The organism is Methylobacterium goesingense (genome assembly GCF_022179225.1).
GTDB lineage: Bacteria > Pseudomonadota > Alphaproteobacteria > Rhizobiales > Beijerinckiaceae > Methylobacterium > Methylobacterium goesingense.
Map to the genome: position 1 here is coordinate 1 of NZ_BPQL01000020.1, position 25440 is coordinate 25440.

34 protein-coding genes, 1 tRNA gene and 3 pseudogenes are annotated in these 25440 nt (G+C 67.9%); 15 read left to right on the top strand and 23 right to left on the bottom strand.

Features of this window, described 5'->3' with window-relative positions:
* The 10 genes and pseudogenes from MFF30_RS04565 to MFF30_RS04610 form a co-directional block, all read right to left on the bottom strand.
* Positions 1–1024 (bottom strand): efflux RND transporter periplasmic adaptor subunit (locus MFF30_RS04565; protein ID WP_238277142.1); only part of this gene is annotated, 1024 nt, incomplete at its 3' end.
* Entirely contained in the window at positions 1021–1416 is a 396-nt protein-coding gene (locus tag MFF30_RS04570; protein WP_056097005.1) for a FixH family protein, read from the bottom strand. The genes MFF30_RS04570 and MFF30_RS04565, both read right to left, overlap by 4 nt.
* An 82-nt stretch (positions 1417–1498) precedes the next feature.
* Positions 1499–1894, bottom strand: coding sequence for a hypothetical protein (locus tag MFF30_RS04575; RefSeq protein WP_056097130.1), 396 nt, complete (start codon positions 1892–1894; stop codon positions 1499–1501).
* Positions 1895–1947: 53 nt separating this feature from the next.
* A pseudogene (locus MFF30_RS04580) lies at positions 1948–2172 on the bottom strand (MFS transporter); the annotation flags it as partial.
* 10 nt (positions 2173–2182) lie between these two features.
* Positions 2183–3163, bottom strand: a complete 981-nt coding sequence (locus tag MFF30_RS04585) for an arsenic resistance protein (protein WP_056097008.1) — start codon at positions 3161–3163, stop codon at positions 2183–2185.
* Positions 3160–3546 (bottom strand): ArsR/SmtB family transcription factor, encoded by a 387-nt coding sequence (locus MFF30_RS04590; protein WP_056097011.1) that lies wholly within the window; start codon positions 3544–3546, stop codon positions 3160–3162. The genes MFF30_RS04585 and MFF30_RS04590 overlap by 4 nt, the downstream gene beginning before the upstream one ends.
* A gap of 79 nt (positions 3547–3625) precedes the next feature.
* Positions 3626–4831, bottom strand: a complete 1206-nt coding sequence (locus MFF30_RS04595) for an MFS transporter (protein WP_056097014.1) — start codon at positions 4829–4831, stop codon at positions 3626–3628.
* A 7-nt stretch (positions 4832–4838) separates the two neighbouring features.
* Complete coding sequence (locus MFF30_RS04600; protein WP_056097017.1) at positions 4839–6134, bottom strand: arsenic transporter; 1296 nt, start codon at positions 6132–6134, stop codon at positions 4839–4841.
* 35 nt (positions 6135–6169) lie between these two features.
* On the bottom strand, positions 6170–6595 hold the full coding sequence (arsC, locus tag MFF30_RS04605; protein WP_056097020.1) for an arsenate reductase (glutaredoxin): 426 nt from the start codon (positions 6593–6595) through the stop codon (positions 6170–6172).
* Positions 6595–6942, bottom strand: coding sequence for an ArsR/SmtB family transcription factor (locus tag MFF30_RS04610; RefSeq protein WP_056097023.1), 348 nt, complete (start codon positions 6940–6942; stop codon positions 6595–6597). The genes arsC and MFF30_RS04610 overlap by 1 nt, the downstream gene beginning before the upstream one ends.
* A gap of 47 nt (positions 6943–6989) precedes the next feature.
* On the opposite strand from MFF30_RS04610, the gene arsH reads away from it, so the two are divergent.
* Positions 6990–7742 carry an arsenical resistance protein ArsH gene (gene arsH, locus MFF30_RS04615; RefSeq protein WP_283205860.1) on the top strand — a complete coding sequence of 251 codons (753 nt, stop codon included), beginning with the start codon at positions 6990–6992 and terminating at the stop codon, positions 7740–7742.
* A 152-nt stretch (positions 7743–7894) separates the two neighbouring features.
* On the opposite strand, the pseudogene MFF30_RS04620 reads toward arsH, so the two are convergent.
* A pseudogene (locus MFF30_RS04620) lies at positions 7895–8470 on the bottom strand (aldo/keto reductase).
* Here MFF30_RS04620 and MFF30_RS04625 point away from each other — a divergent pair.
* Positions 8412–8756 (top strand): annotated as a pseudogene (locus MFF30_RS04625) (LysR substrate-binding domain-containing protein); the annotation flags it as partial. The pseudogenes MFF30_RS04620 and MFF30_RS04625 overlap by 59 nt on opposite strands.
* A gap of 5 nt (positions 8757–8761) precedes the next feature.
* On the opposite strand, the gene qatD reads toward MFF30_RS04625, so the two are convergent.
* The 5 genes from qatD to MFF30_RS04650 all read right to left on the bottom strand — a co-directional run bounded on the left by qatD (position 8762) and on the right by MFF30_RS04650 (position 14399).
* A complete protein-coding gene (gene qatD / locus MFF30_RS04630; protein WP_156384039.1) occupies positions 8762–9493 on the bottom strand; it encodes a Qat anti-phage system TatD family nuclease QatD in 732 nt (243 codons plus the stop codon).
* 20 nt (positions 9494–9513) lie between these two features.
* The gene (qatC, locus tag MFF30_RS04635; protein WP_156384040.1) at positions 9514–10749 is read right to left on the bottom strand and encodes a Qat anti-phage system QueC-like protein QatC; all 1236 of its coding nucleotides are present in this window, start codon (positions 10747–10749) and stop codon (positions 9514–9516) included.
* A 116-nt stretch (positions 10750–10865) separates the two neighbouring features.
* A complete protein-coding gene (gene qatB / locus MFF30_RS26075; RefSeq protein ID WP_306424559.1) occupies positions 10866–11786 on the bottom strand; it encodes a Qat anti-phage system associated protein QatB in 921 nt (306 codons plus the stop codon).
* Positions 11786–13762 (bottom strand): Qat anti-phage system ATPase QatA, encoded by a 1977-nt coding sequence (qatA, locus tag MFF30_RS04645; RefSeq protein ID WP_056097040.1) that lies wholly within the window; start codon positions 13760–13762, stop codon positions 11786–11788. The genes qatB and qatA overlap by 1 nt, the downstream gene beginning before the upstream one ends.
* A 232-nt stretch (positions 13763–13994) precedes the next feature.
* Positions 13995–14399 carry a hypothetical protein gene (locus MFF30_RS04650; protein ID WP_157085675.1) on the bottom strand — a complete coding sequence of 135 codons (405 nt, stop codon included), beginning with the start codon at positions 14397–14399 and terminating at the stop codon, positions 13995–13997.
* Here MFF30_RS04650 and MFF30_RS25915 point away from each other — a divergent pair.
* Both MFF30_RS25915 and MFF30_RS04655 read left to right on the top strand, forming a co-directional pair.
* Positions 14398–14529, top strand: a complete 132-nt coding sequence (locus tag MFF30_RS25915) for a hypothetical protein (RefSeq protein WP_265223593.1) — start codon at positions 14398–14400, stop codon at positions 14527–14529. The genes MFF30_RS04650 and MFF30_RS25915 overlap by 2 nt on opposite strands.
* Positions 14530–14762: 233 nt before the next feature.
* Positions 14763–15077: a hypothetical protein gene (locus MFF30_RS04655; protein ID WP_056097041.1), complete on the top strand. Its 315-nt coding sequence runs from the start codon at positions 14763–14765 to the stop codon at positions 15075–15077.
* A gap of 210 nt (positions 15078–15287) precedes the next feature.
* Here MFF30_RS04655 and MFF30_RS04660 read toward each other — a convergent pair whose 3' ends face one another.
* From MFF30_RS04660 to MFF30_RS04670, 3 genes are all read right to left on the bottom strand, one after another.
* A complete protein-coding gene (locus MFF30_RS04660; protein WP_056097044.1) occupies positions 15288–15917 on the bottom strand; it encodes a hypothetical protein in 630 nt (209 codons plus the stop codon).
* An 89-nt stretch (positions 15918–16006) separates the two neighbouring features.
* Positions 16007–16816, bottom strand: coding sequence for a hypothetical protein (locus MFF30_RS04665; RefSeq protein ID WP_056097047.1), 810 nt, complete (start codon positions 16814–16816; stop codon positions 16007–16009).
* Positions 16816–17748, bottom strand: a complete 933-nt coding sequence (locus MFF30_RS04670; protein ID WP_056097050.1) for a hypothetical protein — start codon at positions 17746–17748, stop codon at positions 16816–16818. Before MFF30_RS04670 ends, MFF30_RS04665 begins: the two co-directional genes overlap by 1 nt.
* Positions 17749–17936: 188 nt before the next feature.
* Here MFF30_RS04670 and MFF30_RS04675 point away from each other — a divergent pair, with 188 nt between their 5' ends.
* The 10 genes from MFF30_RS04675 to MFF30_RS04720 all read left to right on the top strand — a co-directional run bounded on the left by MFF30_RS04675 (position 17937) and on the right by MFF30_RS04720 (position 22251).
* Entirely contained in the window at positions 17937–18179 is a 243-nt protein-coding gene (locus tag MFF30_RS04675) for a helix-turn-helix domain-containing protein (RefSeq protein ID WP_056246685.1), read from the top strand.
* The gene (locus tag MFF30_RS04680; RefSeq protein WP_056097054.1) at positions 18176–18580 is read left to right on the top strand and encodes a hypothetical protein; all 405 of its coding nucleotides are present in this window, start codon (positions 18176–18178) and stop codon (positions 18578–18580) included. Before MFF30_RS04675 ends, MFF30_RS04680 begins: the two co-directional genes overlap by 4 nt.
* Positions 18577–18867 carry a hypothetical protein gene (locus MFF30_RS04685; RefSeq protein WP_056097056.1) on the top strand — a complete coding sequence of 97 codons (291 nt, stop codon included), beginning with the start codon at positions 18577–18579 and terminating at the stop codon, positions 18865–18867. The genes MFF30_RS04680 and MFF30_RS04685 overlap by 4 nt, the downstream gene beginning before the upstream one ends.
* Positions 18864–19085, top strand: a complete 222-nt coding sequence (locus tag MFF30_RS04690) for a hypothetical protein (RefSeq protein WP_056097059.1) — start codon at positions 18864–18866, stop codon at positions 19083–19085. The genes MFF30_RS04685 and MFF30_RS04690 overlap by 4 nt, the downstream gene beginning before the upstream one ends.
* Positions 19086–19151: 66 nt before the next feature.
* A complete protein-coding gene (locus tag MFF30_RS04695; RefSeq protein WP_056097062.1) occupies positions 19152–19493 on the top strand; it encodes a hypothetical protein in 342 nt (113 codons plus the stop codon).
* Between the two features lie 77 nt (positions 19494–19570).
* Positions 19571–20851: a hypothetical protein gene (locus tag MFF30_RS04700; protein ID WP_238277144.1), complete on the top strand. Its 1281-nt coding sequence runs from the start codon at positions 19571–19573 to the stop codon at positions 20849–20851.
* Positions 20851–21108: a hypothetical protein gene (locus MFF30_RS04705; protein ID WP_056246687.1), complete on the top strand. Its 258-nt coding sequence runs from the start codon at positions 20851–20853 to the stop codon at positions 21106–21108. Before MFF30_RS04700 ends, MFF30_RS04705 begins: the two co-directional genes overlap by 1 nt.
* Positions 21095–21289 (top strand): hypothetical protein, encoded by a 195-nt coding sequence (locus MFF30_RS04710; protein ID WP_056500594.1) that lies wholly within the window; start codon positions 21095–21097, stop codon positions 21287–21289. The genes MFF30_RS04705 and MFF30_RS04710 overlap by 14 nt, the downstream gene beginning before the upstream one ends.
* Positions 21290–21299: 10 nt before the next feature.
* Positions 21300–21479, top strand: coding sequence for a hypothetical protein (locus MFF30_RS04715; protein ID WP_156384043.1), 180 nt, complete (start codon positions 21300–21302; stop codon positions 21477–21479).
* A 229-nt stretch (positions 21480–21708) separates the two neighbouring features.
* Positions 21709–22251, top strand: coding sequence for a hypothetical protein (locus MFF30_RS04720; protein ID WP_056097074.1), 543 nt, complete (start codon positions 21709–21711; stop codon positions 22249–22251).
* Here MFF30_RS04720 and MFF30_RS04725 read toward each other — a convergent pair.
* Both MFF30_RS04725 and MFF30_RS04730 read right to left on the bottom strand, forming a co-directional pair.
* Positions 22248–22811: a metallophosphoesterase family protein gene (locus MFF30_RS04725; RefSeq protein ID WP_056097078.1), complete on the bottom strand. Its 564-nt coding sequence runs from the start codon at positions 22809–22811 to the stop codon at positions 22248–22250. The two genes, MFF30_RS04720 and MFF30_RS04725, sit on opposite strands and share 4 nt — an antisense overlap.
* Before the next feature lie 322 nt (positions 22812–23133).
* Positions 23134–23400 (bottom strand): hypothetical protein, encoded by a 267-nt coding sequence (locus MFF30_RS04730; protein ID WP_056097081.1) that lies wholly within the window; start codon positions 23398–23400, stop codon positions 23134–23136.
* Between the two features lie 61 nt (positions 23401–23461).
* Here MFF30_RS04730 and MFF30_RS04735 point away from each other — a divergent pair, with 61 nt between their 5' ends.
* Positions 23462–23659, top strand: coding sequence for a hypothetical protein (locus tag MFF30_RS04735; protein WP_056097086.1), 198 nt, complete (start codon positions 23462–23464; stop codon positions 23657–23659).
* Positions 23660–23841: 182 nt separating this feature from the next.
* Here MFF30_RS04735 and MFF30_RS04740 read toward each other — a convergent pair.
* Positions 23842–23918 (bottom strand) — tRNA-Met (locus MFF30_RS04740).
* Positions 23919–24029: 111 nt separating this feature from the next.
* The gene (trpB, locus tag MFF30_RS04745) at positions 24030–25271 is read right to left on the bottom strand and encodes a tryptophan synthase subunit beta (RefSeq protein ID WP_238277146.1); all 1242 of its coding nucleotides are present in this window, start codon (positions 25269–25271) and stop codon (positions 24030–24032) included.
* Positions 25272–25440: the final 169 nt, after the last annotated feature.

Below are 25440 nucleotides of genomic sequence, written 5' to 3' on the forward strand. Positions count from 1 at the left end.
CGGCCGCCAAGTCGCGTTCGGTCACGTCGGCCAGGACCCAGACCCTGGAATGGTCGACGAGCTTGAAGAGGGTGTCGCCGGACTTGGCGCGCATGCCGTCGGAGACGTTGCGCTCGACCACGACCCCGTCGCGAGGCGCCGACCACGTGATGGTGGAAGGCACCTTCCGGGATCGCTCGATCTCGTCGATGACCTCGGGCGGGATGCCGAGGTTCTCCAGGCGCCGGCGGGCGCCCTCGTAGCCGATGCCGGTAAGGTACTGCGCGGCGGCCGCGTTCATCTCCGGCGAGAACAGGCGGAGGAGTGGCTGGCCCTTATGCACGTGGTCGCCGGTGGTGACGGGCTCGACCTTCTCGATGAAGGCGTCGGTACGCATCGCGATGACCGAGATCCGGCGCTCGTCCTCCTCGATGGCGCCGGGCGCGCGCACCGGCATCGACAGGACCCGTCGCTCGACGATTGCCGTCCGGACCCCGGTGCGTTGGAGCTTGCCGGGCGAGATCCTCACGGTGCCGTCGTCGGTGTCCTCGCCCCAGTAGACGGGAAGGTAGTCCATCCCCATCGAATCTTTCTTCGGAATCGGCGAGGTGTCCGGCAAACCCATCGGGTTGCGGTAGAAGCGCACCTTTCGGGCACCTGTCGCCGGCATCGTGGTCTGACCCATGGCCATGTCGCCGTGCCCGGGGTCGGGCATCGCCTTGGGCTCGTCGGGTTCGTCGAAGCGCACGTCCTCGCTTGCGTGGACGGCGCGATAGTCTCGACCGTCCGCTGTGCGCTTGGGCTCGGCGGAGTAGTCCGGCTTCCCGTCCGGGTCCCGGTAGTAGACCACGGGACCGGTCGCCTTGGTCGGGACCCGAGCGGGCACAGCGGACCTTGTCTCGGCACCCGGCAGCCAGTGGACGAACCCGGTCCGCGCCTGCTGGACGAGCGCCGGCACGGGGCTGCCCTCATGCCCCGCGCCATACCCCAAAACCCCCGCCGCGAGCGCGGCGAGGGTCCCGGCCAGCCATGCTCTCCGGCTCACTTGGTGGCCTTGAACACCAGCTTGTTCTCGACGGTGCCGGTCTCGCCTTGGACCTTGGCCCCGAGCGAGAGGCGCCAGCTGCCAGCCATCGTCAGCTTCACCTTGAACCGGTAGAGACCCGGCTCCGGCGACGGCAGCTGCTCGATCTTGGAGGTCATCTCCTCCATGCTGTCAGGCGCCATGTCGATGCGCTTGGCGAAGATGACGGCGTTCGGCACAGGCTTGGACGTGCGCTTGTCAACGAGGCGGACGTCGAGGATGGCCTCGCCCTGCTTGGCCTCGTCCTTCACCAGTTGGAACTCGTAGTCCTTGGTGTCGGCCCGGGCCGCGGCGGTCAGGGCGAGGCCGAGCAGCGCAGCCGTGAGCGCGCGCGAAAACGATGTGTTGGACACGGTCGATGATCTCCTGAAAACGATGGGACCCGGGCCTTCAGGCGCGCGGGATCTGCCGGCGCAGGCGCCGGCGGCATCGGGTTCAGGCTCGGGGAGGCTCGGTGGGCGGCCCTTGCGACAGGCTGTCGAAGGAGGCGGTGACGCCCCAGGTCGGCCCCTCGACGCCGCCGACGCGGCCCGGAAGTCCGACGGCGACCGGCAGCCCGGTGGCGACCTTCGCCAGGCAAAGCGCCATCAGGGGGCAGCCCTTGGAGCAGTCGGGCATATCCGGCCGCTCCTTGGGACAGCACGGCATCTCGTCCATGGCCATCCCGGCCATGTCGGCCATGGCTTCGTCGGGCATCGCCATGGCGTGCCCCTGAACGGCCGTCGGCGCGCGCATGCCTGCGGCGGCCGCGGATGCGGTCACCGGCGCAAGGGCGAGGCCGATCACCGCCAGGAGCGGGAGCAGCCTGCGAAGGGCGAGCCAAAAGGTCACGAACGGACGATGCCACATCGCGTGTCGGCGCGGAAGGGATAGGCACTACCTGACGAAAGCCCCACCCGCGGAGATAGCAAACCCGCGACGAGGAAGCCGAGGGACAGGCCCCCGATGACCCATCTCAGAGGCCACCCCGTATACTCCGATATCAGGTTGGCGAGCACACACAGCAGGTAGAACGAGGCCCCCCCGGTCAGGATTTGGATCGAGCCAAGGGCCGAGATCACCACGAGACGGTGGCGATGCGGGATCACGGGTACGCTCTGCCGTCTCATCGGGGGCGACTTAGACGGCCGGGACCGGCGACGCCGCCGTTGGGCCGAGCCTGGGCACGAGGCGGACGTAAACGAGTTCGCTCAGGAGCTCGATCAGCGTCTGTGTGACGATGACGGCGGGCAGGAGCGGGACGGCGCCTGGAACGGCGAAGGCCAGCGGCAGGACCACCATAGAGTTTCGGGTGGCGGCGCTGAAGGCCAGCGTGCGGACGGTGGGGGCATCCAGGCGGAACGCGCGCCCGACCGCCCAACCCAGCAGCGGGGCAGCCACGGCGAAGGCGACGTAGACGGGGACCACCCGCAGGGCGTCGTCTAGGGCCGGCCCGAGTTGGGGCAGGACGGACGCGATCACCACGAACAGGACGAGGGCCGTCGACGGCACCGGCAGAAGTCCGAGCCCGGTGGCGATCCGGTGGCCGGCGCGGCTGTGTCCGGCCCAGATCTGCACGGCCGCAGCAAGTCCGAGGGGAACCGCGATGAGCCAGACGAAGGCGTGCACGAACGGACCGACCTGGACGAACCTGGCGGCGTCCTCGCCGAGGAAGACGTTGAGGTAGACCGGCAGCAGCAGCATCTGCGCGATCAGCAGCGCCGGGGTGGAGGCCAGCAGCACCTTGGCGTCCGCGCGGCCGAGGTGGGCGAAGGTGACGACGTAGTCGATGCACGGCGTGAGCAGGACCATGAGCACGCCCAGCCGCAGCATCGGATTGGCGGGCAGGAACTGGATCAGGCAGGCCACCAGGATCGGCAGCGCGACGAAGTTCGTGGCGAGGAGCGCCGCCAGGAAACGGACCCGCGTAAAGGCTTTCCCCAACTCGGGCAGGGGTACCTGGAGGAAGGTGACGAACAGCATCAACGCCAGGGCCGGGTTGATCCCGACGTCCAGGGCCGTGGTTCCGGGGACCATCAGCGCAACGACGACGGCCAGGCCGATGGCGGCGAAGTAGATCGGGATCTGCCGGCCTTCGAGGATGTCGCGCAAGGTGGTCATGCTTCCTCGCAGGCGATCTTGGGGGCTTGCTCGACCCGCTGGGGCCGGCCCGTGCATTTGGCGAACAGGTCGATGGCGCGGTCGCAGACCTCGCAGTGACCCTCGCAGCAATCGCGCATGAGGAAGGCGACGAGGTCGGACAGGGCCGGGAAGATCGCACTGTAGATGATCGAGCGACCTTCGCGGCGGCTCTCGACGAGGCCGGCGTTCTCCAGGTGGCTAAGGTGGAACGAGATGCGCGGCGCCGAGGCACCTGCGATGGCCTCGGTGATGGCACCAGCCGCCATGCCCTTCGCCCCGGCCGTGACCAGCAGGCGGATGATGCGCAGGCGGGTCTCCTGCGCGATGGCCGCGAAGCCGTCGAGCGCTTGTTTCTCTTGCACGACACTTAAACCGTTATGGAATCGTTTAAGCGTCAGTAGGCTCGCGACGGGTCGGAGGCAAGATCGGATCGGGACTGGATCACGGCGACCGTCGAAGGCGGCCGCCGGCTCCCTGGCTTCGCGGCCGGACGCGCCAGAGCGATAGGGCGAGCGCGACGTTCGCCACGGCGAGCACGCTGAGCAGGGCGTAGGTCGCGTCCGCGCCCGCGTGGGTCAGGACCACGGCTCCGACGGAGGGTGCAAGCGCCTGCGCCACCAGCCCCGGACGGGCGAGGCGACCGACGAGCGCGGCGTATCGTTCGGGACCGAACAGGGCCAGGGGCACCGTACCACGTGCAATCGAGTAGATCCCGTTCCCGGCCCCGTAGAGGACCAGCGCCAGCCCGACCAAGGGTAGGCCGGCCGTCAGCATCGCGATCCCCAGGATCACCAGGACCATGGCGGCGGTCAGGGTCCAGAGGGGGTGATGCCGTCCCTTGCCGGCCATCTCGATGATGCGGGCGCCGACCTGGGAGGGTCCGATCAGCGCCCCGTAGGCCACGGCCGAGGTGAGAGCCACGCCACGGGCCTGTAGCAGGGTGATGAGGTGCACCGAGACCATGGCCATCACCGTGCCGCCGAGGGTCAGCACCCCGGCCATGAGGAGGAAGGCGCGTCGCTCCCGCCCATCCAGCCGAGCGCTTGCGTTTGATCCCTTAAGCCGTCGAGCCGTAGGCGGCGGAGGGGACGGGATCACGACGAGCACGAGGGGGAGTGTGACCGTAAGGTGGAGCGCCGCATAGGCGAGGCAGGTGCCGCGCCAGCCGACCTGCTCGAGCAGGAAGGCGGAAAGCGGCCAGCACACCGTGCTGGCGAAGCCGCCCCACAGGGTCAGCGTCGTGATGGCGGACCTCGCCTCGGCACCGTAGAGCCGGCCGAGGGTGGCGAAGGCGGGATCGTACAGTCCGGTGCCCATGCCGAGGCCGATGAGGAGCCAAGCCGCCAAGTAAGCCGTAACGTACGGGGCCAGGGCAAGGCCCGTGAGGCCCAGCGCCAGGGCGATGGCGGCGAAGGCCAGCATCGGCCGGCCGCCATGCTCCCCGATGAAGGCTCCCACCCGCGGCGAGACGAGGCCCGCGACGAGGAGGCCGAGGGATAGGCCCCCGATGACCCAGCCGAGGGGCCATCCCGTATCCCTCGACATCGGGGTGGCCAGAACCGACAGGAGGTAGAACGATGAGCCCCAGGTCAGGATTTGGATCACGCCCAGGGCCGAGGTCACGGGCCAGCGGTGCGGCGGGGTCATCGCCGTGCTACCGGGCCCCGATCATGGGTAGCCACAACGCCAGGGCCGCCAGGGTGACGAGTAGCACCGGCGGCGTGATGACGAGGCCGACCCGCATGTACTGGCCCCAGGTGATGCGCTGGCCCTTGGTGTCGAGCACATGCAGCCACAGCAGGGTCGCCAGACTCCCGATGGGCGTGAACTTCGGGCCGAGGTCGCAGCCGATGACGTTGGCGTAGACCATGAGCTCGCGCATCAGCGGCGACAGGTCCGGGGCCTGCTGGATCGACAGCGCGCCAACCAGCACGCTCGGCATGTTGTTCATCACCGAGGACAGGATCGCGGCTGCGACCCCCGTGCCTATGGTGGCGACGAACGGCCCATGGCCCGAGAGCCAGACGAGGCCTTGCGCCAGGTAGTCGGTCAGGCCGGCATTCTTCAGCCCGTAGACGACGAGGTACATGCCGAGGCTGAACAGGACGATCTGCCAGGGGGCCCCCGCTAGCACCTTGCGGATCGGAATGACGCGGCTCCGGTTCGCCAGCGCCAGCAGGATCACGGCGCCGGCGCAGGTGACCACCGAGACGGGCACGCCGAACGGCGCCGTCACGAAGTAGGCGACCAGCAGCAGCCCGAGGAGCGGGAAGGCTGCCTTGAACACCAGCGCGTCCATGATCGCGTGGCGCGGCGCTTCGAGCTCGGCCACGGGGTACGTGGCCGGAAGGTCGCGCCGGTAGAACAGCCACAGCACCACCAGGGTCGCCGCGAGCGAGACGAGGTTCACCGGCACCATCACGGCCGCGTAGCGGCTGAAGGAGATGTCGAAGAAGTTCGCCGAGACGATGTTGACGAGGTTCGAGATCACCAGCGGCAAGCTGGTGGAGTCCGCAACGAACCCGCAGGCGACGATGAAGGCCAGCGCCGCGGCCGGCTTGAAGTCGAGGCGCAGCAGGATGGCCAGCACGATGGGGGTGAGCAGCAGGGCCGCGCCGTCGTTGGCGAACACCGCGGCGATGGCGGCGCCGAGCAGGATCACCAACGGGAACAGCAGGCGCCCCCGTCCGCCGCCCCACCGGGCGATGTGGAGCGCCGCCCAGTGGAAGAAGCCGGCCTCGTCGAGCAGCAGCGAGATGATGATCAGCGCGACGAAGGTGAACGTGGCGTCCCAGACGATGTGCCAGACGACCGGGATGTCGCCCGGGTGGATGACCCCGGTGGCGAGCGCGACCGCGGCTCCGATCAGGGCGCTCCATCCGATCCCGAACCCCTTCGGCTGCCAGATGACGAACACGAGGGTGACGACGAAGATGGCGAGCGCGAGCATCGGGACCGTTTCTTGTTCTTGATTATGTGGAGCGATCAGGCGGTGGCGATGCGCCGGCCGTGCTCGTCGACGACGCGCTCGCCGTCCTCCTTGACGAACTCGCCCTGCTGGGCAGGCAGGAGGTCGAGGACCGCCTCGGACGGTCGGCAGAGGGCGACGCCCTGAGGGGTGACGACCAGGGGGCGGTTCAACAGGATCGGGTGAGCCTCGATGGCATCGAGAAGCCGGTCATCCGTAAGGCTCGGGTCCCCAAGGCCGAGATCGGCGTAGGGCGTGCCCTTCTCCCGCAGGAGGTCGCGCACGGTGAGGCCGGCACGCTCCGCGAGTTGACGGACCATCACCCGGCTCGGCGGCGTCTTCAGGTACTCGATCACGTGCGGCTCGATGCCGGCGTTGCGGATGAGTGCCAGGGTGTTGCGGGACGTGCCGCAATCCGGGTTGTGGTAAATCACGACGTCCATCAGGCGGTTTCCTCGCAGCAGGCGGATAGGGCGGCTACGGCCGGGGCGCAGACCTCGGGGCGGCCCTGGCAGCAATCGCGCATCAGGAACTGGATGAGCTCGGACAGGTCCGGGTAGGCGGCGCTGTAGATGATCGACCGCCCCTCGCGCCGGGAGGTGACCAGGCCGGAATGGCTGAGTTCCTTCAGGTGGAACGACAGGTTGGTGCCGGACACGCCGACCGCCTCGGCCAGCATGCCGGCCGCCATCCCGTCAGGCCCCGCTGTGACGAGCTGGCGCACGATGCGCAGCCGATGCTCCTGGCCGAGGGCCGCGAAGGCAGCGACAGCTTGCCGTTCGTCCATCATGATGTCAATATCTCAACCATCATTGAAACGTAGAGGATAGACGTTCCTTGGACAAGCCTCGACAGCCCTTCGCCGACGGCCTGCCGAACCTGAGCGAGGGACACTTCATCTTTCCGGCGAGCGCCGACCTGCAGGTGGCGACGCCGTTCGCCCACGCCCCGCGCTTCCTGATCCTCTACGGGTCGCTCCGGGAGCGCTCGTTCAGCCGCTTCCTCGCCTACGAGGCGGCGCGCCTGCTTGAGGCGATGGGCGGCGAGGTCCGCATCTACGACGCGCACGGCCTCCCTCTGCCCGACGACGCCACCGCCGATCACCCAAAGGTCCAGGAACTCCGGAACCTCTCGATCTGGTCGGAAGGGCACGTCTGGGTCAGCCCGGAGCGACACGGGGCCATGTCCGGGGTGATGAAGAGCCAGATCGACTGGCTGCCCCTGTCCGAGGGGTCGGTGCGCCCGACCCAAGGGCGGACGCTGGCCGTGATGCAGGTCTCCGGCGGCTCGCAGTCCTTCAACGCCGTCAACGGCCTGCGCGTGCTCGGGCGCTGGATGCGGATGGTCACCATCCCGAACCAGTCCTCGGTGCCGATGGCCTACAAGGAGTTCGACGAAACCGGCCGGATGAAACCCGGGCCGCTCTACGACCGGGTCGTCGATGTCTGCGAGGAGCTGATGAAGTTCACGCTCCTGACCCGCGAGCGATCCGACTACCTCGTGGACCGCTACTCGGAACGAAAGGAGCGGGAACCGGATCGGCTCAAGGCCGTCGCCGCCGACATCGGGTTCGTCAGGAGACCCTCGTAACCGTCCCGGGGACCGGCGGCGGATCGTGACGCACGATCCCGGGCCAGACGGTCATAGTTTACGGGCCGTTGACTCCGGAAGCGGGCAACGGGACGCGCGTCCCGCTATGCGCTGCCTTAGGAGTCGTGAATCCCGACGCCCCTTGGATGGGGTCAGCGGTAGGAGAACTGCAGGACGGCAGCGGGCAAACGTTCTCCCTCGATAGGAATGGCGGAGGCGGACGCCTCAATCTCGGCCATGTCCTGGGGCGTGAGCACGACCCGGTCGAGCCGGCGCGTGCCGGGGATGGGCACGATGAATGGCTTTCGCGAGAGCAACCAAGCCAACGCGATCTGCGCCGCCGTCGCCTCCTTGGCCTCGGCGAAGCGTTGCAGGAGCTCGACCAGCGCCTGGTTGGCCGCTCGCGGACCTCAGGGGAGAAGGGTGGGATATGCTTCGTCATGGCTCCAGTCTCTCAAGAGTTGGAGCCTCCGAAAATCCCGGGGCGGTTCAATCTCCGGTTCCGGGTCGCGGGTCCAAAGCGAATACTCGCTTTGGATGGCGGCCACGGGCTGGACCGCGTGCGCCCGACGAACGGTCTGCGCTCCAGGCTCGGACAAGCCGAAATGCTTGACCTTGCCCTGGGCGATCAACTCCTTCACCGCGCCGGCGACCTCCTCGATGGGGAAGCCGCAGGACCTGATGCACCACCGCTGCATCAACCTACGCCTGCCGACGCGTGGGAACATCTACGCCTGGGAGTTCGAGAAGGCCGGCCGCGAGCTCAACGTCCGGGTCGAGGGCCAGATGGCGTTCAACAACACCGGGCTGATCCTGAAGGCCGCCCTCGGCGGGCTGGGCCTCGCCTACCTGCCGGAGGACCGGGTGCGGCCTTACGTCGAGGAGGGCCGACTCAAGCGGGTCCTGGCCGAATGGTGCCCCCCGTTCGCCGGCTACCACCTGTACTACCCGAGCCGGCACCAGCACGCCCCGGCCTTCGCCCTGGTGGTCGAGGCGCTGCGCTACCGAGGCTGAGACGACTAGGCTGGGATATCGAAGTTTCCAAGCAAGCGGGATGCATTGCCGTCGGTGATGGCTTCCAAGTCCGCCGTGTCCTTTCCCAGCATCTCCGCAAGGCGGTTCACCGTAGCCCTCAGGTCGCCCTTGCCACCCCGGAAAGGGGCATCGCTCTCGATCAGCAGCGCATCGAGGGGAACTGCAGCCATGAGGGAAGATGCCCGTGCCCCCTTCAACATGCTGCCGTTGACGGAGAACCAGCAGCCCGCTGCGATGGCCCGACCGAGTTCGGAGGCCGTACCGGAAAACCAATGCAGGACGGGCAGGAAGCCTCCCCTCGACGGGCAGGCACGGATCTCGTCGAGGACCTGTCCGGCGGCGCGACGGCTGTGGATGCTCAGCACCCGGCCACCCAGCGAGCCTGCCCGGTGCAGGACCTCCCTGAACACGCGTCGTTGCGCCTCGAAGGCATCCGCCAGGTGCGGACTGCCGTCGAGGCCGATCTCCCCGATGAGCCTCGCCTGGGGCATGAGGTCCAGCATCAGGCCGACCTCGTCCTGTGCCTGCCCGACCAATTCCGGGTGAAGCCCCAGCGCCGGTCGCGTCCAAGGGTTTCCCTTGGACCATGCAAGGTTCTGTTGCCAGGCGCGCGGGGTCGTCGTGACGGCGACGGTGGTCACCCGATAGGCACCGCGCGTTTCGTACTCCGCCTTCGGATCGGCCATCAGGTCGAGGTGGCAATGGAAATCGTGCAAGGCCACCGCCGTCGGGAGCTTCAGGGAGCGAAGGACTGCAGGTTTCCGATAGCTCGTCCCACCTCGTCTATACCCTCCGCGAAGACCTTGGTGTAGTCGCGTATCTCCCCGGGGGCGTAGTCAGTGAGCGGCCCAGGTTTTCGCACGAGCGCGACCGCGGTTTCCGGCTTTCGCCGCAGACGTTGGGCCATGAACTCGAAACTCCTGACGTGTTCTCCCTTGGCGCCCCGCGGATCGACCGTGCCGCCCAACACGGGAAGGTCAAGATACGTCGTGGGTTCGTAGCCGTAGGCATGGACCTCGGCGGCGCGCCGTATGAGGCACGGTACGCAATATCCGCAATGACCGGGCGGCCTTCCCTCCCACCGGGCCTTCGATACCGAGGAGCAGGATATCGTGCTCGGCATGGCGGCTTCGACGAAGCTGCGTCGGGCCACCTCGTCCAGCATCTGTCCCTTCGTCCTGAATCGATAACGGTTCTCGACGTTCTCCGCGAGGTCCAGCCGCCTCAGCAACTCCTGCCAGCGAGCCAGGTAGAACGGATGTGTCGTGCGTGTACTCCATGCTCCCACTCGGAGCGGATCGAGCGGGACGTTGAGGGAGATGAGGCCGTTCTCGGGAACGTCCACCACCCGGGACCCACGGGGCATCGCGCTGGTTCCGGCGGCGGCGAGGGCGAGGAATAGGAACGACCTGGCACGCTGCGTGTCCTCGCTGCCAAGGGAGGCCATGTCGCCGGCCGTGACGCCGACCCGTGCACGAACGTGGCGCGTGCCGAAGGCTCCGAACTGCTGATCGAGCATTCGGACGCATGCCGCCTGGCTCGACGTGCCGGCATCCCAGTAGTGGCTGACGAACAACGTCTTGCTTCCGCTGGCGAGGAGATCTGTCGCGCCGACGAAGCTGTCGACCCCGCCGGAGAACAAGGCCACCCGGTCGAACGGGAGAAGCGGTAGACCCAGAGGAGCCGGCGCGAGCGGACCGTCGTCGGGCCTGGATCGAAAGAACACGCGCCAGATGTCCCCCGACAGGAAGCCCAGCATCCGCTCGATCAGGTCCGCCACGCCGGACCATAGCGTGGGATCCGAGACCGGGACCCAAAGCGCGATCTCCCGCGTGAAGGAGTCCTCCGCGTTACGGACCCTGGAGATCCGCGTGTCGGCCGCCTGCACGGCTACGGCAAGAACCAGCAGGTCGACGCCTACCTCGGTCGGACGCAACCCGCGTGTGGCCATCTCGCCGAGGATCTGGCCCATGCCGAACCTCAGGCCCGCTACGTCGGGACGGACGTCGAGGGTACGCTGCGGCTCTCCGGCGGGGGCGGCGATGGATGCGCGGTCGGAGGGTCCGAGACGAACGACGATGTGGCATCTCATGAGGATTCGCCTTCATCGCCGTAGGTTTCCAACAGGGACCACGCCACCTCGTAGATCTCGTCCACGATGCGTCCCAGGCTCGGGCCGGTGAGGTCGCCGAACGATTGCGGGGTTAGGCCGATGATGCCGTCGCGCGTGGCGGCGGACACGTAGTCCCGCAACTCGCGCTCGACGGTACGGAAGTCGGCTATGACCGGGGCGACCTTGAAACCGCGAACCGCGATATCGTGGAAAATGCGCCCCACGATGCTGTTGGAGAGGAAGGCGGCGAAAAAGCCTTGCTTCTGGGCGGCCTCGAACGCGTCGAGGCTTTCGATCCCAAGGGCGCCGAGCTGGTCGACGGTCTCGGCCCATGCGTCACGAGCGATGGCTTCGTCCACGAGGCCACCGTCGGCGCAGATCACGTCCGTGAGCCCCGCGAATGCCTCCGCAACCCCTCCGTCGAGGAGCGCATCGAGCCCAAGGCGCTCGAAGGTCTCGCGGACGCCGACCGTGTCGAAGTCGCGGAACAGGCCGAGCACGCCCGCCGCAGCCTGACGGGCCGCTCCCATCCGGCGCGTCGCGTTGCGTGCCCCACCGGCGGCGTTGCGGGCGTACCCCCTGACGGCCCTGCCCAGGGCACGGTCATCGGTTCCGCCGCTCCGGGAGAACCTGGTGAAGTTGGACCTGCTCGGGCCGAAGCGGTTGGGTTCGGGCGGAGGGGCTGGCGGAGGGGCCGGGACCAAGGGAAGTGCGGGAGTTGCGCCAGGCGGGGTCGGAGGGCCTGGGACCGGGACAGGAGGCACGGGTCCGGGGGGGACGACGGGGGGCGGAGGCATGCCGGGCGGCGGGACCGGCGGCGGTGCCGGACCGCCCAGCCAACCCGGGACCAGAGGGGTCGTCGGACGTTGCCCGCGTGGCAGTGCGGACGTTCCCATCAGCGGCGCTCCGGTCCGTCCAGACTTCTCAAAGTGGCCTTGGCGGTGATCTGGAGTTGACGGCTTCCCCTGGTTGACCAGGACCGCAACATGTCCCGCGCCCGCGTCTTCGGCCCATCCTGGAAGGCCTGCGGGGACCAACCGGCAGCGGCCCAACTGCCGAGCTCGTCGGCTGGCAGTTCGCCGAGGAAGTCCAGGAGCCGACCCTGGAACCTGGGGTGGTGGCGCACAAGCGCACACAGGCCGGCAAAGTGCGGAGGCGAGGCCGAGAGCTGATCGACGGCCAGGATCTGGTCCTTCAACGTGTTGAAAAGCAGGTTGGCACCGGTTTCGTCCAGTGCTCGGATGTCGCCGTCCACTTGCGTCGCCCCGAGCGCACCCGAACCCACGGACGACAGGATACGGTCGAGCAGGGCGTTGGACGAGGCACGACCGAACGCGCTCTTGCGGTCGCGGGTCGCGAACACGTACGGGCGTAGGTCGACGGTACTGAGGAGCTTGTCGGGGTCCAGCCGTGCCCAGTTGCGCAGCCAAGCGTCCCCCGCCCAATCGGCCACGGCCTCAGGCAGTGTCCTGGAGCCGTCCGCTTGGGGCGATCCAGCGGACGGTCCACCCGGTCTCGGAGGTGTCGCCTCGTCGCTTTCAAGCAGCTTCAACTCCACGACGATGCCACCCGCGACCGTCATCGCCTGCTTGGCGACCTGCGTGAAGAAATCCGGTTTGAAGCGCTCGATCAGCATCACGCGCCCTAGGACGGAGATCTCGACCTCGCTTGAGAGACCGCGCGCGTCGGCGACGGCTTTCCGCAACGCGACGGCGTTCAGGAAGCGCTTGATCTGTCGGGGGTTGCCCTCAAGCCCTTCCGCGACCGTCGGCCCTAGCTGCTGCGCAAGCCGGTAGGCGGCCGTCAGCTCCGTTCGCTTGTCGGGCCCGGCAGCGATGATGTCCTCCAACGTGAGGGCATTCGAAATCCAGGGCGTCTTGATGACGGCCCGGGCCTTCTCGACCAGCGTCACGAAACCCCGGGCCTCCTCTCCCAGGATCGCCTGCGCGAGGAGCAGGGTGACGTAGACCTTGGCCTCCTCCATCCCGAGCGCAGGGATGCGGAACGGCACCTGGATCAACTTCTCCAGGTAGTTCCGCGCATAGGAGGTCGGCCCCGCCGCAGCCGGCAGGTCGGGGAAGTGCTGCCGGACAGCATACTCGATCATCGCCTCGTCCGTCGCGATGATGAAGGCCGTCTGCGGAGTGAAAAGGAAGAGGCGGATCGCCTCCAGGGTCTCGATTGCGGTCTTGGGCAGGCAACGGTCGAGGTCGTCGATCAGGACGACGAGCTTCTTGATGCCCGCCTCCTTCAGGAGCGTTTCGAACTCCTTCTGGAACGCACGTATGTGCGTGACCGCGGACTCGGCCGCCTCGGGTTCGGCGAGGTATTCCTTCGCCTCCTCCACGACCTTCTTGAGCGCTTCGCCGTCGACGGCTTCCCCCGGCGCGTTGAGAATGCCGGAAAGCTTACCTAGGATCTCGGTGACCTGATCCGGGCTCGGCAGGCCGCTCGCATAGTTCCAGGCCAACTGGCCGCCTCGCTTGGCCAGCTTCATCCAGCGGACGCGCTTGAGCAGGCCCTTGGCCGCCTTCTTCGTCTTGGCACCGAAGGTCTCGGAGTCGCGCAACTCCTCGACGATGGTTTCCAGTAATGCCGTCTTGGCATCGTCGAACCCCTGGAAACGCCACCCGTCGAAGTGGAGGCACAGAACGCCCTCCCGCTTCTTGAGCCGAGCCTCGGCCATTCGCAGCACGCTCGACTTGCCGGCCCCCCAATCACCGTGAATGCCGACGGTGAGTGGCTTGTTGGGTGTCGCATCGATCAGGTTGACGACCGTTTGCGCGATGGCCTCGAAATAGAGGAGATCGACCGCTGTCTCGTGGTCGGGGACAACGACAAGCGCAGCTGCCGCCACTCCGTTGCTGGCCATCGCAATGCTCCACCCAGGACCTTACTGCCTAGATGGTATCCTACCGCGACGGCCGCAACTCTACATCAGCACATTCGACTCGTTTCAAGGGACGGTAGCGCGGTTTTCATGGGGAGAGACTGATGCCGAGTAGAACGACAGTGGTGTCCGGCGCTCTCCGACGCCATCACACGACTGGTTGTCCCGGTAAGAATGCCGTTGTTCCGCTTGCCCCCCGGATCGGGAACCCCGCTTATCCGGCCTTGCGCACGAGGGTGCCGTCCGGAGCCTTCTCGAAATACTTCCCGTGCTCCCACCGGCCGATCATCTTCTTCTTCAGCGTGTCCTCGTCGAGCGGCTCCTTGTGCAGCCGAGCCCCGCGGTGGATCGAGTCCTTCAGGCCCGCCAAGATCTCGTCCAGCGGCCGCGTCCCGCCGACCGGCATCATCTCCGCCACCTCGGCCATGACCCGGTCCCAGAACTCCTCCGCGCGTATCCTGTCCAGGCGCCGCCGCATCTGCTCGTTCTCGGCCCGCAGCTTCAGCACCTCGGCGGCCTCCCGCGCCAGACGGACATTCTCCTCTCGTAGGTAATCGCATTCCGCCAGGGCGTCGTCGCGCATCTCGTCATTGGCTCGGAGCCTGGCCTCCAGCTTCATGCAGTCGTCCTCGAAGTGCTTCGTCTGGCTCGCCTGCGCGGACTCGACGACACTCTGGAACGTGGTCGTGCACCCGACGGATACCGTCTGGCACTTGAGCGACTTCGCTCACATCATCTGGCACTGGTAATGGAGACCTTCGACAATCCGTTACGCAAGTCGGAGCACTCGTTACACAGCATAGGTGTAACGGGGCGCTCTGTTACCGTACGAACCCAGCCCTGCAGGCCGATCCAAAGTTGGCCCGCACGTAACGGGTTCTCCACAGGCGGCCAGGAGATCAGTAACCACTACAAGCGACCGACTCTCGACAAGTGAATCCGAGTAGCGATCTCCTGGTCTCACGCACCAGGGGAGGCCCCTATGAACGCAGACCGTTTCGTTTCCAGCTTCGAGAACGGCGCCTACGGTCTCGCGGCCGGCCTCGCTGCCGCCCATGCTGCCGGCCTCGCCCGGGGTGACCGGTTGGTCGCCGAGGCCCGGGCTGCCGAGGAGGAGGCGGTGACCTCGGAGAACCTGGCGACCGTCGCCCGGGTCCTCCTGGAGCAGCGCCGGGAGCTCGCTGCGCTCCGGGCCGAGAACGCCCGCCTGAAGGGCGAGCTCGCCACCAGCCGCCGGGCTGATGCGGTCCGGGCCGTCGCGGTCGCCGCCCGCCGTACGAACGCCCGCCGCGCGTGACGTACGCGGCACCGGGGCCGCGTACGTACGGGGCTCCACGTGCTGACGGAATGCTTTCGCGTGCTGACGACGTGTGCACACGTGCGCACAGGGAAAGTCGCAACCCCTAAAATGCACGGGGACGCATTTTTCTTCGATGGCATCCAGACCTGAAAAAGCCCGCCCCGGGGTGACCGAGGCGGGCTTCGTTGCGTCAGGGATGCGGGGTGATCAGACGCCCTGGCAGGGCACGTACGAGGGGCTGTCGATCAGGTCCTGGATCGCGTCGCTGATGGCCTTGCGGCCCTCGGCCATGCGCTCGCGCTTCTCCGCGGTCATCTGGGCCATCTCGCGCTTGCCCTGCTCCCACTCCTCAAGCGTCGGGCACGGCGGCAGGGACGCCAGCGGCTTCATGCCGAGCATGTGGCGCCCGATCATCAAGGCGTCCCCGTTGGCGACGTTCATCAGGTCCATCCAGGGGAGGCCCCGGAGCCAAGCCTGCGCCGCCTCGTCGAGGGCGCGGAGATCGGGCTCCTCGTCCGTGAGCGTCCCCTGGGACAGGGCGAAACGCTGGGCGAGGGAGCCCCACTCCCTGGCGGCCTCGTCGGGGGTGATTGCCTTCTTGGGGGCCGGCGCGGCGGTCAGGGCGGCAGGCGATCCGACCGGGGCGGTCGCGGCCTCGGCCAGCGCGGCGGCCATGTCGGCGGAACCACCACCGGCGGGGGCGGCGCGGCGGGGAGCGGGGGTGATCGATTCGACGACCCAGCGGCCCGCCTTCCAGACGAGGCGGGTTGCGGTGACGGCCATCTCGGCGACGGCGGCGATGGCGGCGAGGATGTAGGCGAGAAGCTGACGGGCCACGGGTTGTCTCCTTGGTTGGTGGTGAGGGAATCGTGCCGCGCCGGCTCGAAAGGCACAGCGGGGAAATCCGCAAAAATGCGGATTTTTCTTCAGGCGGCGATCTTCGATGCCCGTGCCTCGGCGATTGCGGCGAGCCCGGCCTCGGTGAAGGCCGCCTCGATCTCGCGCTTGCCCTTCATGCGCTTGGGGGTTGCCCAGCCGAGCTCGATGGCGCGGACGGAGCCCCAGCCGTGCAGGTAGTTGTTGGTTACCGACGCGCCGAACGGCTTCGCCCACGAGCCGAGGATTGCCGGGCGTGCGTCGGCGGGCTCCGGCTCGCCGATCCTTTCGAGAAGGGCGCGTGCGTTGCCGACCGACAGTTCCCCCCAGAACACATTGAGGCCGACGGCGTGGAGCACGTGGCTGATCTTCGTGTGCTCCATGCTCCCGGCTAGGCGTTCCCAGCCGGCATCGGTCGCGAGATCGATGGCGTGGTGCCACATGCCCCCGTCGCAGTTTGAAGGCGCCCACACGGCCTTCAGCCCCGTGACCTCCTCGACCCTGCGCACGTACGGCAGGTCGGCGCAGGCCGGCGTCGATAGGAAAAGGTATGGGCGACCGCCCCGGTCGCGCCGGAGCGTCACCGGGAAGGCGATGCTCCGTGGTGCGAAGGGCACCGTCATGTCTCGCAGCGCGTACCCCATCGAGAGGGAGTAGAGGTTCGCGAGGCCGGCCTCGATCAGGGCGGCGTCCATCGGGGTACGACCCGGAACGACCCCCATGATCGAGGCGTCGACGAACGGCGTGATCTCGTCGTCGCGGCGATCCGGTTGCCGGACGACGGTCTCCGCCGGCTCCGGGGTTGGCTCTGTGACGCTGGCGAACAGGTCGAGTTGATTCGGATGCGGTCGCCGGGCCATCACGCGGCCTCCCCGAAGAGCTCGCGGCGCATGTTGTCGGGGATCTGCCGCCGGTGGACGTGGACGGCCCACAGGGCCTGGGACGCCTCGCACTGACCGAGCCGCGGCAGGCCGGAGAGGACGTGCCCCAACGCGGTGTGAGCCTTCGACCAGCCCGCATCGTTAGAAACCGTCGCCCAGTCGTCGTCCATGGCGGACAGGTGCTTCGTGGCCGAGTGGACGAGGAGTTGGATCGCCGGGTCAGCGGCCAGCGCCCACCACTTCTCCTTCCTTTCCGTCTGCGCCCGATCCGTGACCCGGGCGACCATCTCGTCGCAGGTCTCGACCAGGCGCCGGGCCATCTTGGCGGCCGACGCTGACGGCTGATCGCCCTCGGCGAAGATCGCGGTCGCCTTGTCCCGCTGCGACCGCGTCCACGCCCACGGCAGCGCCTTCATCCGGTCGCGCAGGAGGGAGACGGCGGCGAGGCGCTCCTCACCCTCCTGCGCCCACAGGCGAGCCATGTTCTCGGCCACCCGGGCCCGGCGTTCGGCCTCCTCGGCTGCGCGGCGTCCTTCTTCCTCGCGCGCGATCCCGTCGGCCCGGGCGAAGGCCGCCTCGAATCGGTCGTTCGACGGCGCGGGCTGCGGCTCCCAGCAGACCGGCTTGTCGTACTCGCCCTGGCGGTCGCCACCCCAGGAGAAGCCCAGCTCGCGCATCCCGTCGCGATCCGCCCGGTAGAGCCGGCTGTAGGAGCTCTCGTCACCGGCATCGGCGAGCCACAGGGTCTTGAGGCCGCCCTTGGTCTGGCGCTCCCCGACGCGGCGCCATGCCAGGCCGAGGGCACCGACGGGCAGGGCCTCGGTCAGGGGCGGGAGCGGGCGCTGGGCCGCCCCGTAGGCCGAGGCGCAGACGGCCCCGACGGCGACAAGGAGCAAGATGAGGGTGAGCATGGCGACCTCCGATGATCCGCAGATCAGAGTAGATTGCCATGAATTCCAAGGCCGACAAGGGCCGATGATTTATTATGGATTGTGGAATAAATCGAAATGCCAAAATAGTCCCTGATCATCCGTTACACATCTAGCGGATCAGCGGATCGCGGGTACATTCTCTCTTGTCACGTCGACAGGAGGGCCCGATGGTGGCTGACGATAGCCTCGAACGACCAGTAGTCCTCGGAGACGAAGCAATCGTCCGCATGCTCCTGGCCGAGTGCCGGGCTGCCGGTACCCAGGCGAAATGGGCGTCCGCGAACGGGGTCTCGCCTCAGTACGTGAGCGACGTCCTGAGGGGGCACCGGGTCCCCGGGGACAGGCTTCTCCGCCGCCTCGGTCTGCGACGCGAGATCACCTACGTCCCGGTCGACGAGGTGGTGTCGTGAGCCGCGGCAAGAGCCTCGCCACGGACGTTTGGATTCGCCCCAAACCCGAGACCGTCGCGCTGCTGTTGTCCCGCGAGGACGGGATGATTGCGGCTCGCGAGCGCTGGCACTGGTGCTCCGTGAACGTCCTTCTGGAGTTGGCGGCCGAGGGTCGCCAGACGCTCGGGCTCCCCCGCCCTGCGCGGGGGAGCAGGCCGCTCAAGACCCCCGGCCTCGCTGACGCCGTTGTCGCTGCCGTCGAGCGCCTCGCTAGCGTGCCGGCCGCGGCCGTCGAGACCGGGCTGTCGCAGGACAGCGTGCGCCGCGTGCTCCGCCAGCGCGGCCTGCCGATCCCCCGCGTGGACCGGGTCACCGCCGCCCGGCGCGCCGCCGAGGTCCGGCGCCAGAGGAGTGCAGCATGACGTCCGTCCGTAGCGAGTTCGTCACCGGCCTGCAGCGCCTCGACAAGGCGGCGACGAAGGCCCGGCTCATCACGGTCCGCGCGGCTGTCCACCGCCGGATCGACGAGCTCACTGACCCGGCCCTGAAGTGCGCGCTGATGGATGTCTCGGACTCGGTCGACCGCCTCCTCATGGAGACGTCGCGCATCAGCATCGAGCGCCTCGCGAACGGGCTCGCCGAGAGCCACGGCGAGCCGCCGCAGCCGTCCACTCTCCCCCGCGTCCCACCCAGAAGGAGCCAGCCGTGATCCATCGCGTAGGGTCCGCCTTCACCGTCGATTGCCTCGTCGAGGTCGAGCCGGGCCGCAGGGTCACCGTGTTCGCCCAAGGCACCGTCCCGGTCGAGGGCGACCTCCTGATCCTCCGGACGGAGCCCCCGCGGTGGCGGGCGGCCGAGGTCTACGCCGACGACACCGGCTGGCACGCCAAGGCGGTCCCGGCCCTCGGGCTCACCATCGCCGCCTGATCCGCCCCGCCGACGAGCCAGGCGACAGTGGCCACCGAGATCAGCGCAACTCCTTGGGAGACCACCATGAGCATTGAGAACACACGCAGGATCATCGCCGGCGAGATCGTCGCATCTGGCAACGTCGCCGCCCACGAGGTCGCCGAGCGCATCATGAAGCGCTTGGCGCGCGAGGGGCTGTTCGTCGTCGATGCCAGCCAGACCGAGGCGGTCGAGGCCCTCAAGAAGCTCGACTGCATCTTCGATTTCCCCACCGACGAGGCTGACGTGAAGGTCCTCGCCGAGCAGATCGGGATCGAGGACCCCACGGCCCTCACGGTCGCTTGCCTCGCCGTCCGGGAGGTCCTCGACGGTCCGAAGATCGCCGAGCAAGTCGCCTCCTACTACCGGCAGCCCGCAGCCGCCTGAGGCTGCCCCGTCGCGCGCCCGGCGGCAGGGGCGCTCCTCGATTCCCCCAGCAACCCCACACATGAAGGAGCGTCCCCATGCGGCGCGAGACCATGGACATCCAGACCAAGTTCCACGTCACCGGCACGAGGGCCGTCATCCACGCGGCGGTGCGCGCCGACCATGGTGGCTTATCGTCTGCGATAGAGCGGACCGACCGCATCCTGGCCGCTCTGGCCAAGGCCGACCTCATCATCGTGCCGAAGCCGACCGGCAACGCCGAGGCCGTTCGGGAGGCTGTCCGCACCGGCAACTGGACCGCCGTCTCGGAGAAGGATCTCCTGGCATGGCGTGAGGCCCCCGTGCAGGGGCTCGACATCGTCCTCGATGAGGAGGGTGAGCGAGCCATCAAGGCCGCGGCAGAAGCTCCCGTCCCACGTGGCATGGAGATCCTCGTCGCATCGGAGCGGCCGCACGGTCTCACCGACCGGGATCACGCCGTCCTGGACGCCGAGATGGTGATTGTCCGAGACATCAAGGCGGCAGTGCAAGGCTGCGCCCCCCACCGAGCCGAGGAGCTAGCCCACGAGATCACCCAGTCCCTCGCCAAGGCCGGGTTCGAGATCCGGTACGTGCCCCTCGACCTGGTCGATGACGTGGGGCCTCTTCAGCAGGTGTTCGCCGTCCGGATCGGCTGGCCGGAGTTCACGTCGAGCACCATCCTCGTTGAGGACGGAGCCGACGTCGCTACCGTGACCAAAGCGGCGAAGCTTCATGCGTTGAACGGGTATGGCAGCAAGGTAGACCGCGAGCGTTGGGTCGCCTTCAGCATGACCCAACGTCGCTTCCTGGCACCCGACGAGCCGGCGCCGTCAACGCTGATCGTGGGGCCCTACGAGGCCCTGGTGCGCGAATGCCGTACGCCTGAGCAGCCCAAGGAGGCCGCCGACGCCGATCTCAAACGCTACCAGGCGCGGTGGGAAAACGGCCTCCGAAACATCGTCACCATCCTGCACGGGCCCAGCTACTCGTTCGAGATCGACCAGATCGTCGAGGAGGTCCGCACGCTGACAGGCATCGTGTCCCGCCTTCCGGACGAGAGCCTCCGCCGGACGGAACACCACAGCTTCGGCGAGGACGATCCGTTCACGACCATCTCCGGGGACGCCTCGTCCGTGGAGCGCATCCTCGACCTGATCGAGAAGGGTGAGGCGGCGGTGAAGGCGGAGCGAGAGCCCGAGATCTCCATCTCACTCGGCGAGGACACCTTCTACCTGCAGGGCACACCCGAGGTCCGGAAGGAGCTGATGCAGTTCCTCCTGAAGTACATGGGTCGCTTCGCCAAGGCGGACGCCAATCTGGTGAGGGGGGCATCCTGATGCGGTCCTTCCTCACCCTCATCGCCGGCGGCCCGGGCAGGGTCGCCGTCTCCGCCGCGGGAATCGTGACCTGCGGCTTCATCCTCGACGGGCGCGGGGACGCCCTGCTGCGGGCGGTGTTCGTCACCGCGGTGTGGGGCTCCGCGTTCGTCCTGGCCTTCCTGACGCTGTGCTTCCTGGCGGCGGCGTGCGGGATCGACGTCGAGGGCGCGGTCGCCAAGCCCCAGCCGAAGGAGGCCGATCATGGCGAAGCGTGAACCACGGCTCAGCGTCTCGGTGACGGAAGGCGCCCGGGACGCCGATACCGGAAGGACGGCGTTCCGCATGGTCATCGTGCAAGCGTCGGGCGAGGCCGGCATCAACGCGGCACTGAAGCTCGTCGACGCCGTGACGGGCGTCCTCGACCGGCCCAAGCCGAAGGTGATCGGGCGTGGGTAGGATCGACCTGTTGACGTGGAGAGCCGAGACGGACGCGGTCGACAGGCTCGTGGACGGGCTCCTCGCCCGCGACGGGCGGGCCCAGGCCGAGGCGGTGGGCGCCATCCCCGACGACGACGGCGCCCACCGCCGGGTGTGGGAGCGCGCCCTGCTGCTGCTGTCCTGGCACGCCGCGCACGGGCCGGACTGAGCGCCCCATTCCCAAAACGGGAATCACCGGATCTGCGCTTGGTAACCACCTGTTAACCACTATTCGCCCCAGGGGTTGCAGGCGATCCGCGACCCTGCGAAGGTCTGGCATCGGGTTAACCTACCCAAACCGTCTTAACCAAGCTCCCAGGTGTCGATAGACTCCGCCCGGGACTTGGGGATTCCTTCGCGCATCGAGGCCGCCGGCCTCTGCGGGAGGAGCACATCCCATGACAATCATCTGTGGATTCGACGAGCCGACGACCGAAGACGAAGCCAAGAGCGTCATCCTGGATCGGGCGTGCGACGCCGCCAGGATCATGCACGCCAAGTGGCCCGGCGACCGCGTCAAGCAGGCCGACTACATGCTGCTGACGCTGTACCGGGCCTACGTCCTCGTGAACCTCGTGAAGGAGGAAGGCCGGGACGACCTGCGCATGTTCTACGTGAAGGGCCAGGGACGGTCGGACTCGATCCCTCAGGATTGGTTCATGGCCTACATCGCGGACGAGTGGACGCATACGGCGTGGCGCCTGGCGTACGGAGACAGTGAGGACGACGTGTTCGTCCGCAAGTGCCTTGTCGACAAGGACAAGGCCGCCTTCGACCGCCTGACGCAGTGGCTCACTCCGGCCGGCATGGCCCAGCGCATCAGCTTGAACGGCGACTACTCCGAGCATCCGGAACTCGCCGCCGTTCAGCACTACCACGACATCTTCATGGAGCATTCGGATGTCGAGGTCTGCGACCGTACAGTCGAGGTGAACTTCTAGCCCTCGCCGTCGTCCTCGGCCTCCAGCGCGGCGCCACGGACCTTCTCCTCGGGCTGGTCCGTGGTCGCCGCCAGGCGCTCCCGGATCTCCCCGAGGGTGACCGGCCTATAGCTCCACCGGTCGACCCCGACGTCGCAGGACTGCGAGGTGTCCGGGAGCAGGCCATGGGTATGCCCGAAAAGCTGGATGCTCCCCCTCCACGCGCCGACCCAGGCCCTCATCGGGTAGTGGCAGAGGATGACGCGCTGGCCCTCGATCCGGCGCGAGACGAGCTCGTGCTGCTCGTGCCATCCGAGGCTGGTCGTCTTCGTGCGGTCGTGATTCCCGCGAACGAGGTACTTGCGGCCCCGGAGGCGCTTGAAGAGCGCCGCGTACTGCTCCGGCGTGCCACCCATGCCGAAGTCGCCGAGGTGCCAGACCTCGTCGCGTGGGCCGACGACCGCGTTCCACGATTGCACGAGGAGCTCGTTGTGCTCGGCGATATCGACGAACGGCCTGTCGCTCATACGCAGGACGCCGGCGTGGAAAAAATGGGTGTCGGCGGTGAAAAAGGTCGTCATTTTGGCAGCCTCAAAGGGGGCTGCCGCGCACGCGGTCACGCCCCGGGATTAGGGATCTCGGCGAGGGGACGGCGGCGTATCGGTTTCACGGGTCTCTCCGGAGCGGCGAACCGTTTCCAAAACGGAAAGGGTTGGCGGTGGAATCGGTGTCGTAGCACGGGCCGGGTTAACGGGGCCTGGCCTGGGGGCATCAACGAAACTGTCCCCAACAGGATGATTCGACAGCTTCGGAAGCGGGTTAGACCATCAACGTCGGCCATGTTGCCCGAGCGTTAGATTTGTCGTTGGAGCCCCCCGCAGCTTTAGATCCGTCGGTCCGCCGTTAGCTTTGTCGGTCGGGCGGCCGGTCCGTGCCGAGGTCCACGAGGTAGGCCCGGCACCAGGGCACGTACTGGTTCGGGCCGCGCTTCCCCCACGCCTTCGGCCACCGGCACGTGACCGTCACGGCCAGCAGCACCGCGTCGAGCGAGGCGTTCGGCCCGAGGCGCGCGATCATCCTCTCGGTGCAGTAGTCCCCCCGCCGGCGCGGGCACCACAGGCAGGCCACCCGGACCCGCCGGTAGGGGAAGTCGCCCAGCCGAAGGATCACCGCCCCAGTCCTTGCTCCGCCGCGTTTGTTCTCTATCTGTTCCTGCGACGGAGGGTTGGCAATGCCTGATTACGCGGACATCCTGGATGCAGTGGCCGGCGAGGAACGCGACGCGATCCTGCGGGCCCTGGCGGAGGACATGCTGGAGGTGAGGTCGACGCGGCGGCCCGGGCTGGTGAAGGCCGAGCGGCCGGCGGACCTAGCGAGGGCGCTGGGGCGGGACCGGCGGCGGGCGCGTCCCGTGCGGCTGGCATCCTGATCCCGGGTGGGATCACCGGCTGCCGGTGATACCGGGTGGGATCATCCACAGGCGTCGCGACGGGGGCGGACGGGGGCGGGACGGAACGGGGGCGGATCGCGAGGTCCCGCCCCAAATCCGCCCCGGAACGAAAAAGCCCCGGCGTCCAGGCCAGGGCTTCGCGTCTAAGTCGTTGAATTCTTTGGTAGCGGGAGAGGGACTCGAACCCCCGACACGAGGATTATGATTCCTCTGCTCTAACCAGCTGAGCTACCCCGCCAAACCGCGGCCGCCGAAGATCGTGGCCGCGATGAGATCGGCGGTATAGGGAAACCCGCCGTGGGGTGTCAACGGGGTCGGGCCCGGGAAAATAGCCGGTCCCGCGCCGGGCTCAGAGCTGAGTCCCCAGGATCTCGGCGACCTGGGGGATGTCCTTGTCGCCGCGACCGCAGAGATTGACGACGAGGAGATGATCCTGGGGCTTCTGCGGTACCAGTTCCCGTACCTTGGCAAGGGCGTGGGCCGGCTCCAGGGCCGGGATGATACCCTCGAGCATCGAGCACAGCTTGAAGGCGTCGAGGGCCTCCTGATCGGTCGCCGAGAGATAGGTGACGCGGCCGGCCTCGTGCAGCCAGGCGTGCTCGGGGCCGATGCCCGGATAGTCGAGGCCGGCCGAGATCGAGTGCGCGTCCGCGATCTGGCCGTCGGCATCCTGCAGCAGGTAGGTGCGGTTGCCGTGCAGCACGCCGGGCTTGCCGCCGGACAGCGAGGCCGCGTGCAGACCGCTGGAAATGCCGTGGCCCGCCGCCTCGACGCCGTACATCGCGACCTCGGGATCGTCGAGGAAGGGATGGAACAGGCCCATGGCGTTGGAGCCGCCGCCGATGCAGGCGACGAGGGAATCCGGCAGTCGGCCCTCCATCTCCAGCATCTGCTGCTTCGCCTCGCGGCCGATGATCGACTGGAAGTCGCGCACCATCGCCGGGTAGGGATGTGGGCCCGCCACCGTCCCGATGCAGTAGAAGGTGTCGGCGACGTTGGTGACCCAGTCGCGCAGGGCCTCGTTCATCGCATCCTTGAGGGTCCTGGTTCCGGACTGCACCGGCACCACCTCGGCGCCGAGCATCTTCATGCGGAACACGTTGGGCGCCTGACGCGCCACATCGACGGCGCCCATGTAGACGACGCATTTCAGGCCGAAGCGGGCGCAGAGGGTAGCGGTGGCGACGCCGTGCTGGCCGGCGCCGGTCTCGGCGATGATGCGGGGTTTGCCCATGCGGCGGGCCAGCATGATCTGGCCGAGCACATTGTTCACCTTGTGCGAGCCGGTATGGTTCAGCTCGTCGCGCTTGAAGTAGATCTTCGCGCCGTGACCGGGGGCGGCCTTCGCGCGCAGGTGCTCCGTCATGCGCTCGGCGTAGTAGAGCGGGCTCGGCCGGCCCACATAATGGGTCAGGTGGCTGTTCATCTCCGCTTGGAAGGCCGGGTCGGCCTTGGCGGCGGTGTAGGCCGCTTCCAGGTCGAGGATCAGCGGCATCAGCGTCTCGGCCACGAAGCGGCCACCGAAGATGCCGAAGCGGCCGCGCTCGTCCGGGCCGTTGCGGAACGAGTTCGGAGGGGGAGCGATGGTCACGGGCTTGGTCCTCGGAATCGGGTGCGCACGGTTGGACGATGCGCACGCGGGAAACGAATTTCGCGTTTGGCGACACGCCTAGACCCGCGTGGGGTGCGGCGACAATGCGGCCAACGCGCCGGATCGCGGATTCAGGGCGCTTTCCGGGCCGAAAGCAAGGGGTGGGCGG

Excerpts from the sequence above, each read along its gene's own strand:
- MFF30_RS04720 (WP_056097074.1), top strand. The coding sequence starts at position 21,709 with ATGACAATCATCTGTGGATTCGACGAGCCGACGACCGAAGACGAAGCC.
- MFF30_RS04700 (WP_238277144.1), top strand. The coding sequence starts at position 19,571 with ATGCGGCGCGAGACCATGGACATCCAGACCAAGTTCCACGTCACCGGC.
- MFF30_RS04735 (WP_056097086.1), top strand. The coding sequence starts at position 23,462 with ATGCCTGATTACGCGGACATCCTGGATGCAGTGGCCGGCGAGGAACGC.
- MFF30_RS04685 (WP_056097056.1), top strand. The coding sequence starts at position 18,577 with ATGACGTCCGTCCGTAGCGAGTTCGTCACCGGCCTGCAGCGCCTCGAC.
- MFF30_RS04725 (WP_056097078.1), bottom strand. The coding sequence starts at position 22,811 with ATGACGACCTTTTTCACCGCCGACACCCATTTTTTCCACGCCGGCGTC.
- MFF30_RS04595 (WP_056097014.1), bottom strand. The coding sequence starts at position 4,831 with ATGACCCCGCCGCACCGCTGGCCCGTGACCTCGGCCCTGGGCGTGATC.
- MFF30_RS04705 (WP_056246687.1), top strand. The coding sequence starts at position 20,851 with ATGCGGTCCTTCCTCACCCTCATCGCCGGCGGCCCGGGCAGGGTCGCC.
- MFF30_RS25915 (WP_265223593.1), top strand. The coding sequence starts at position 14,398 with ATGCAGTCGTCCTCGAAGTGCTTCGTCTGGCTCGCCTGCGCGGACTCG.
- qatC (WP_156384040.1), bottom strand. The coding sequence starts at position 10,749 with ATGGGCCAGATCCTCGGCGAGATGGCCACACGCGGGTTGCGTCCGACC.
- qatB (WP_306424559.1), bottom strand. The coding sequence starts at position 11,786 with ATGGGAACGTCCGCACTGCCACGCGGGCAACGTCCGACGACCCCTCTG.
- MFF30_RS04675 (WP_056246685.1), top strand. The coding sequence starts at position 17,937 with ATGGTGGCTGACGATAGCCTCGAACGACCAGTAGTCCTCGGAGACGAA.
- MFF30_RS04655 (WP_056097041.1), top strand. The coding sequence starts at position 14,763 with ATGAACGCAGACCGTTTCGTTTCCAGCTTCGAGAACGGCGCCTACGGT.
- MFF30_RS04670 (WP_056097050.1), bottom strand. The coding sequence starts at position 17,748 with ATGCTCACCCTCATCTTGCTCCTTGTCGCCGTCGGGGCCGTCTGCGCC.
- MFF30_RS04710 (WP_056500594.1), top strand. The coding sequence starts at position 21,095 with ATGGCGAAGCGTGAACCACGGCTCAGCGTCTCGGTGACGGAAGGCGCC.
- MFF30_RS04665 (WP_056097047.1), bottom strand. The coding sequence starts at position 16,816 with ATGGCCCGGCGACCGCATCCGAATCAACTCGACCTGTTCGCCAGCGTC.
- qatA (WP_056097040.1), bottom strand. The coding sequence starts at position 13,762 with ATGGCCAGCAACGGAGTGGCGGCAGCTGCGCTTGTCGTTGTCCCCGAC.
- MFF30_RS04695 (WP_056097062.1), top strand. The coding sequence starts at position 19,152 with ATGAGCATTGAGAACACACGCAGGATCATCGCCGGCGAGATCGTCGCA.
- MFF30_RS04650 (WP_157085675.1), bottom strand. The coding sequence starts at position 14,399 with ATGAAGCTGGAGGCCAGGCTCCGAGCCAATGACGAGATGCGCGACGAC.
- MFF30_RS04610 (WP_056097023.1), bottom strand. The coding sequence starts at position 6,942 with ATGATGGACGAACGGCAAGCTGTCGCTGCCTTCGCGGCCCTCGGCCAG.
- MFF30_RS04585 (WP_056097008.1), bottom strand. The coding sequence starts at position 3,163 with ATGACCACCTTGCGCGACATCCTCGAAGGCCGGCAGATCCCGATCTAC.
- arsC (WP_056097020.1), bottom strand. The coding sequence starts at position 6,595 with ATGGACGTCGTGATTTACCACAACCCGGATTGCGGCACGTCCCGCAAC.
- MFF30_RS04600 (WP_056097017.1), bottom strand. The coding sequence starts at position 6,134 with ATGCTCGCGCTCGCCATCTTCGTCGTCACCCTCGTGTTCGTCATCTGG.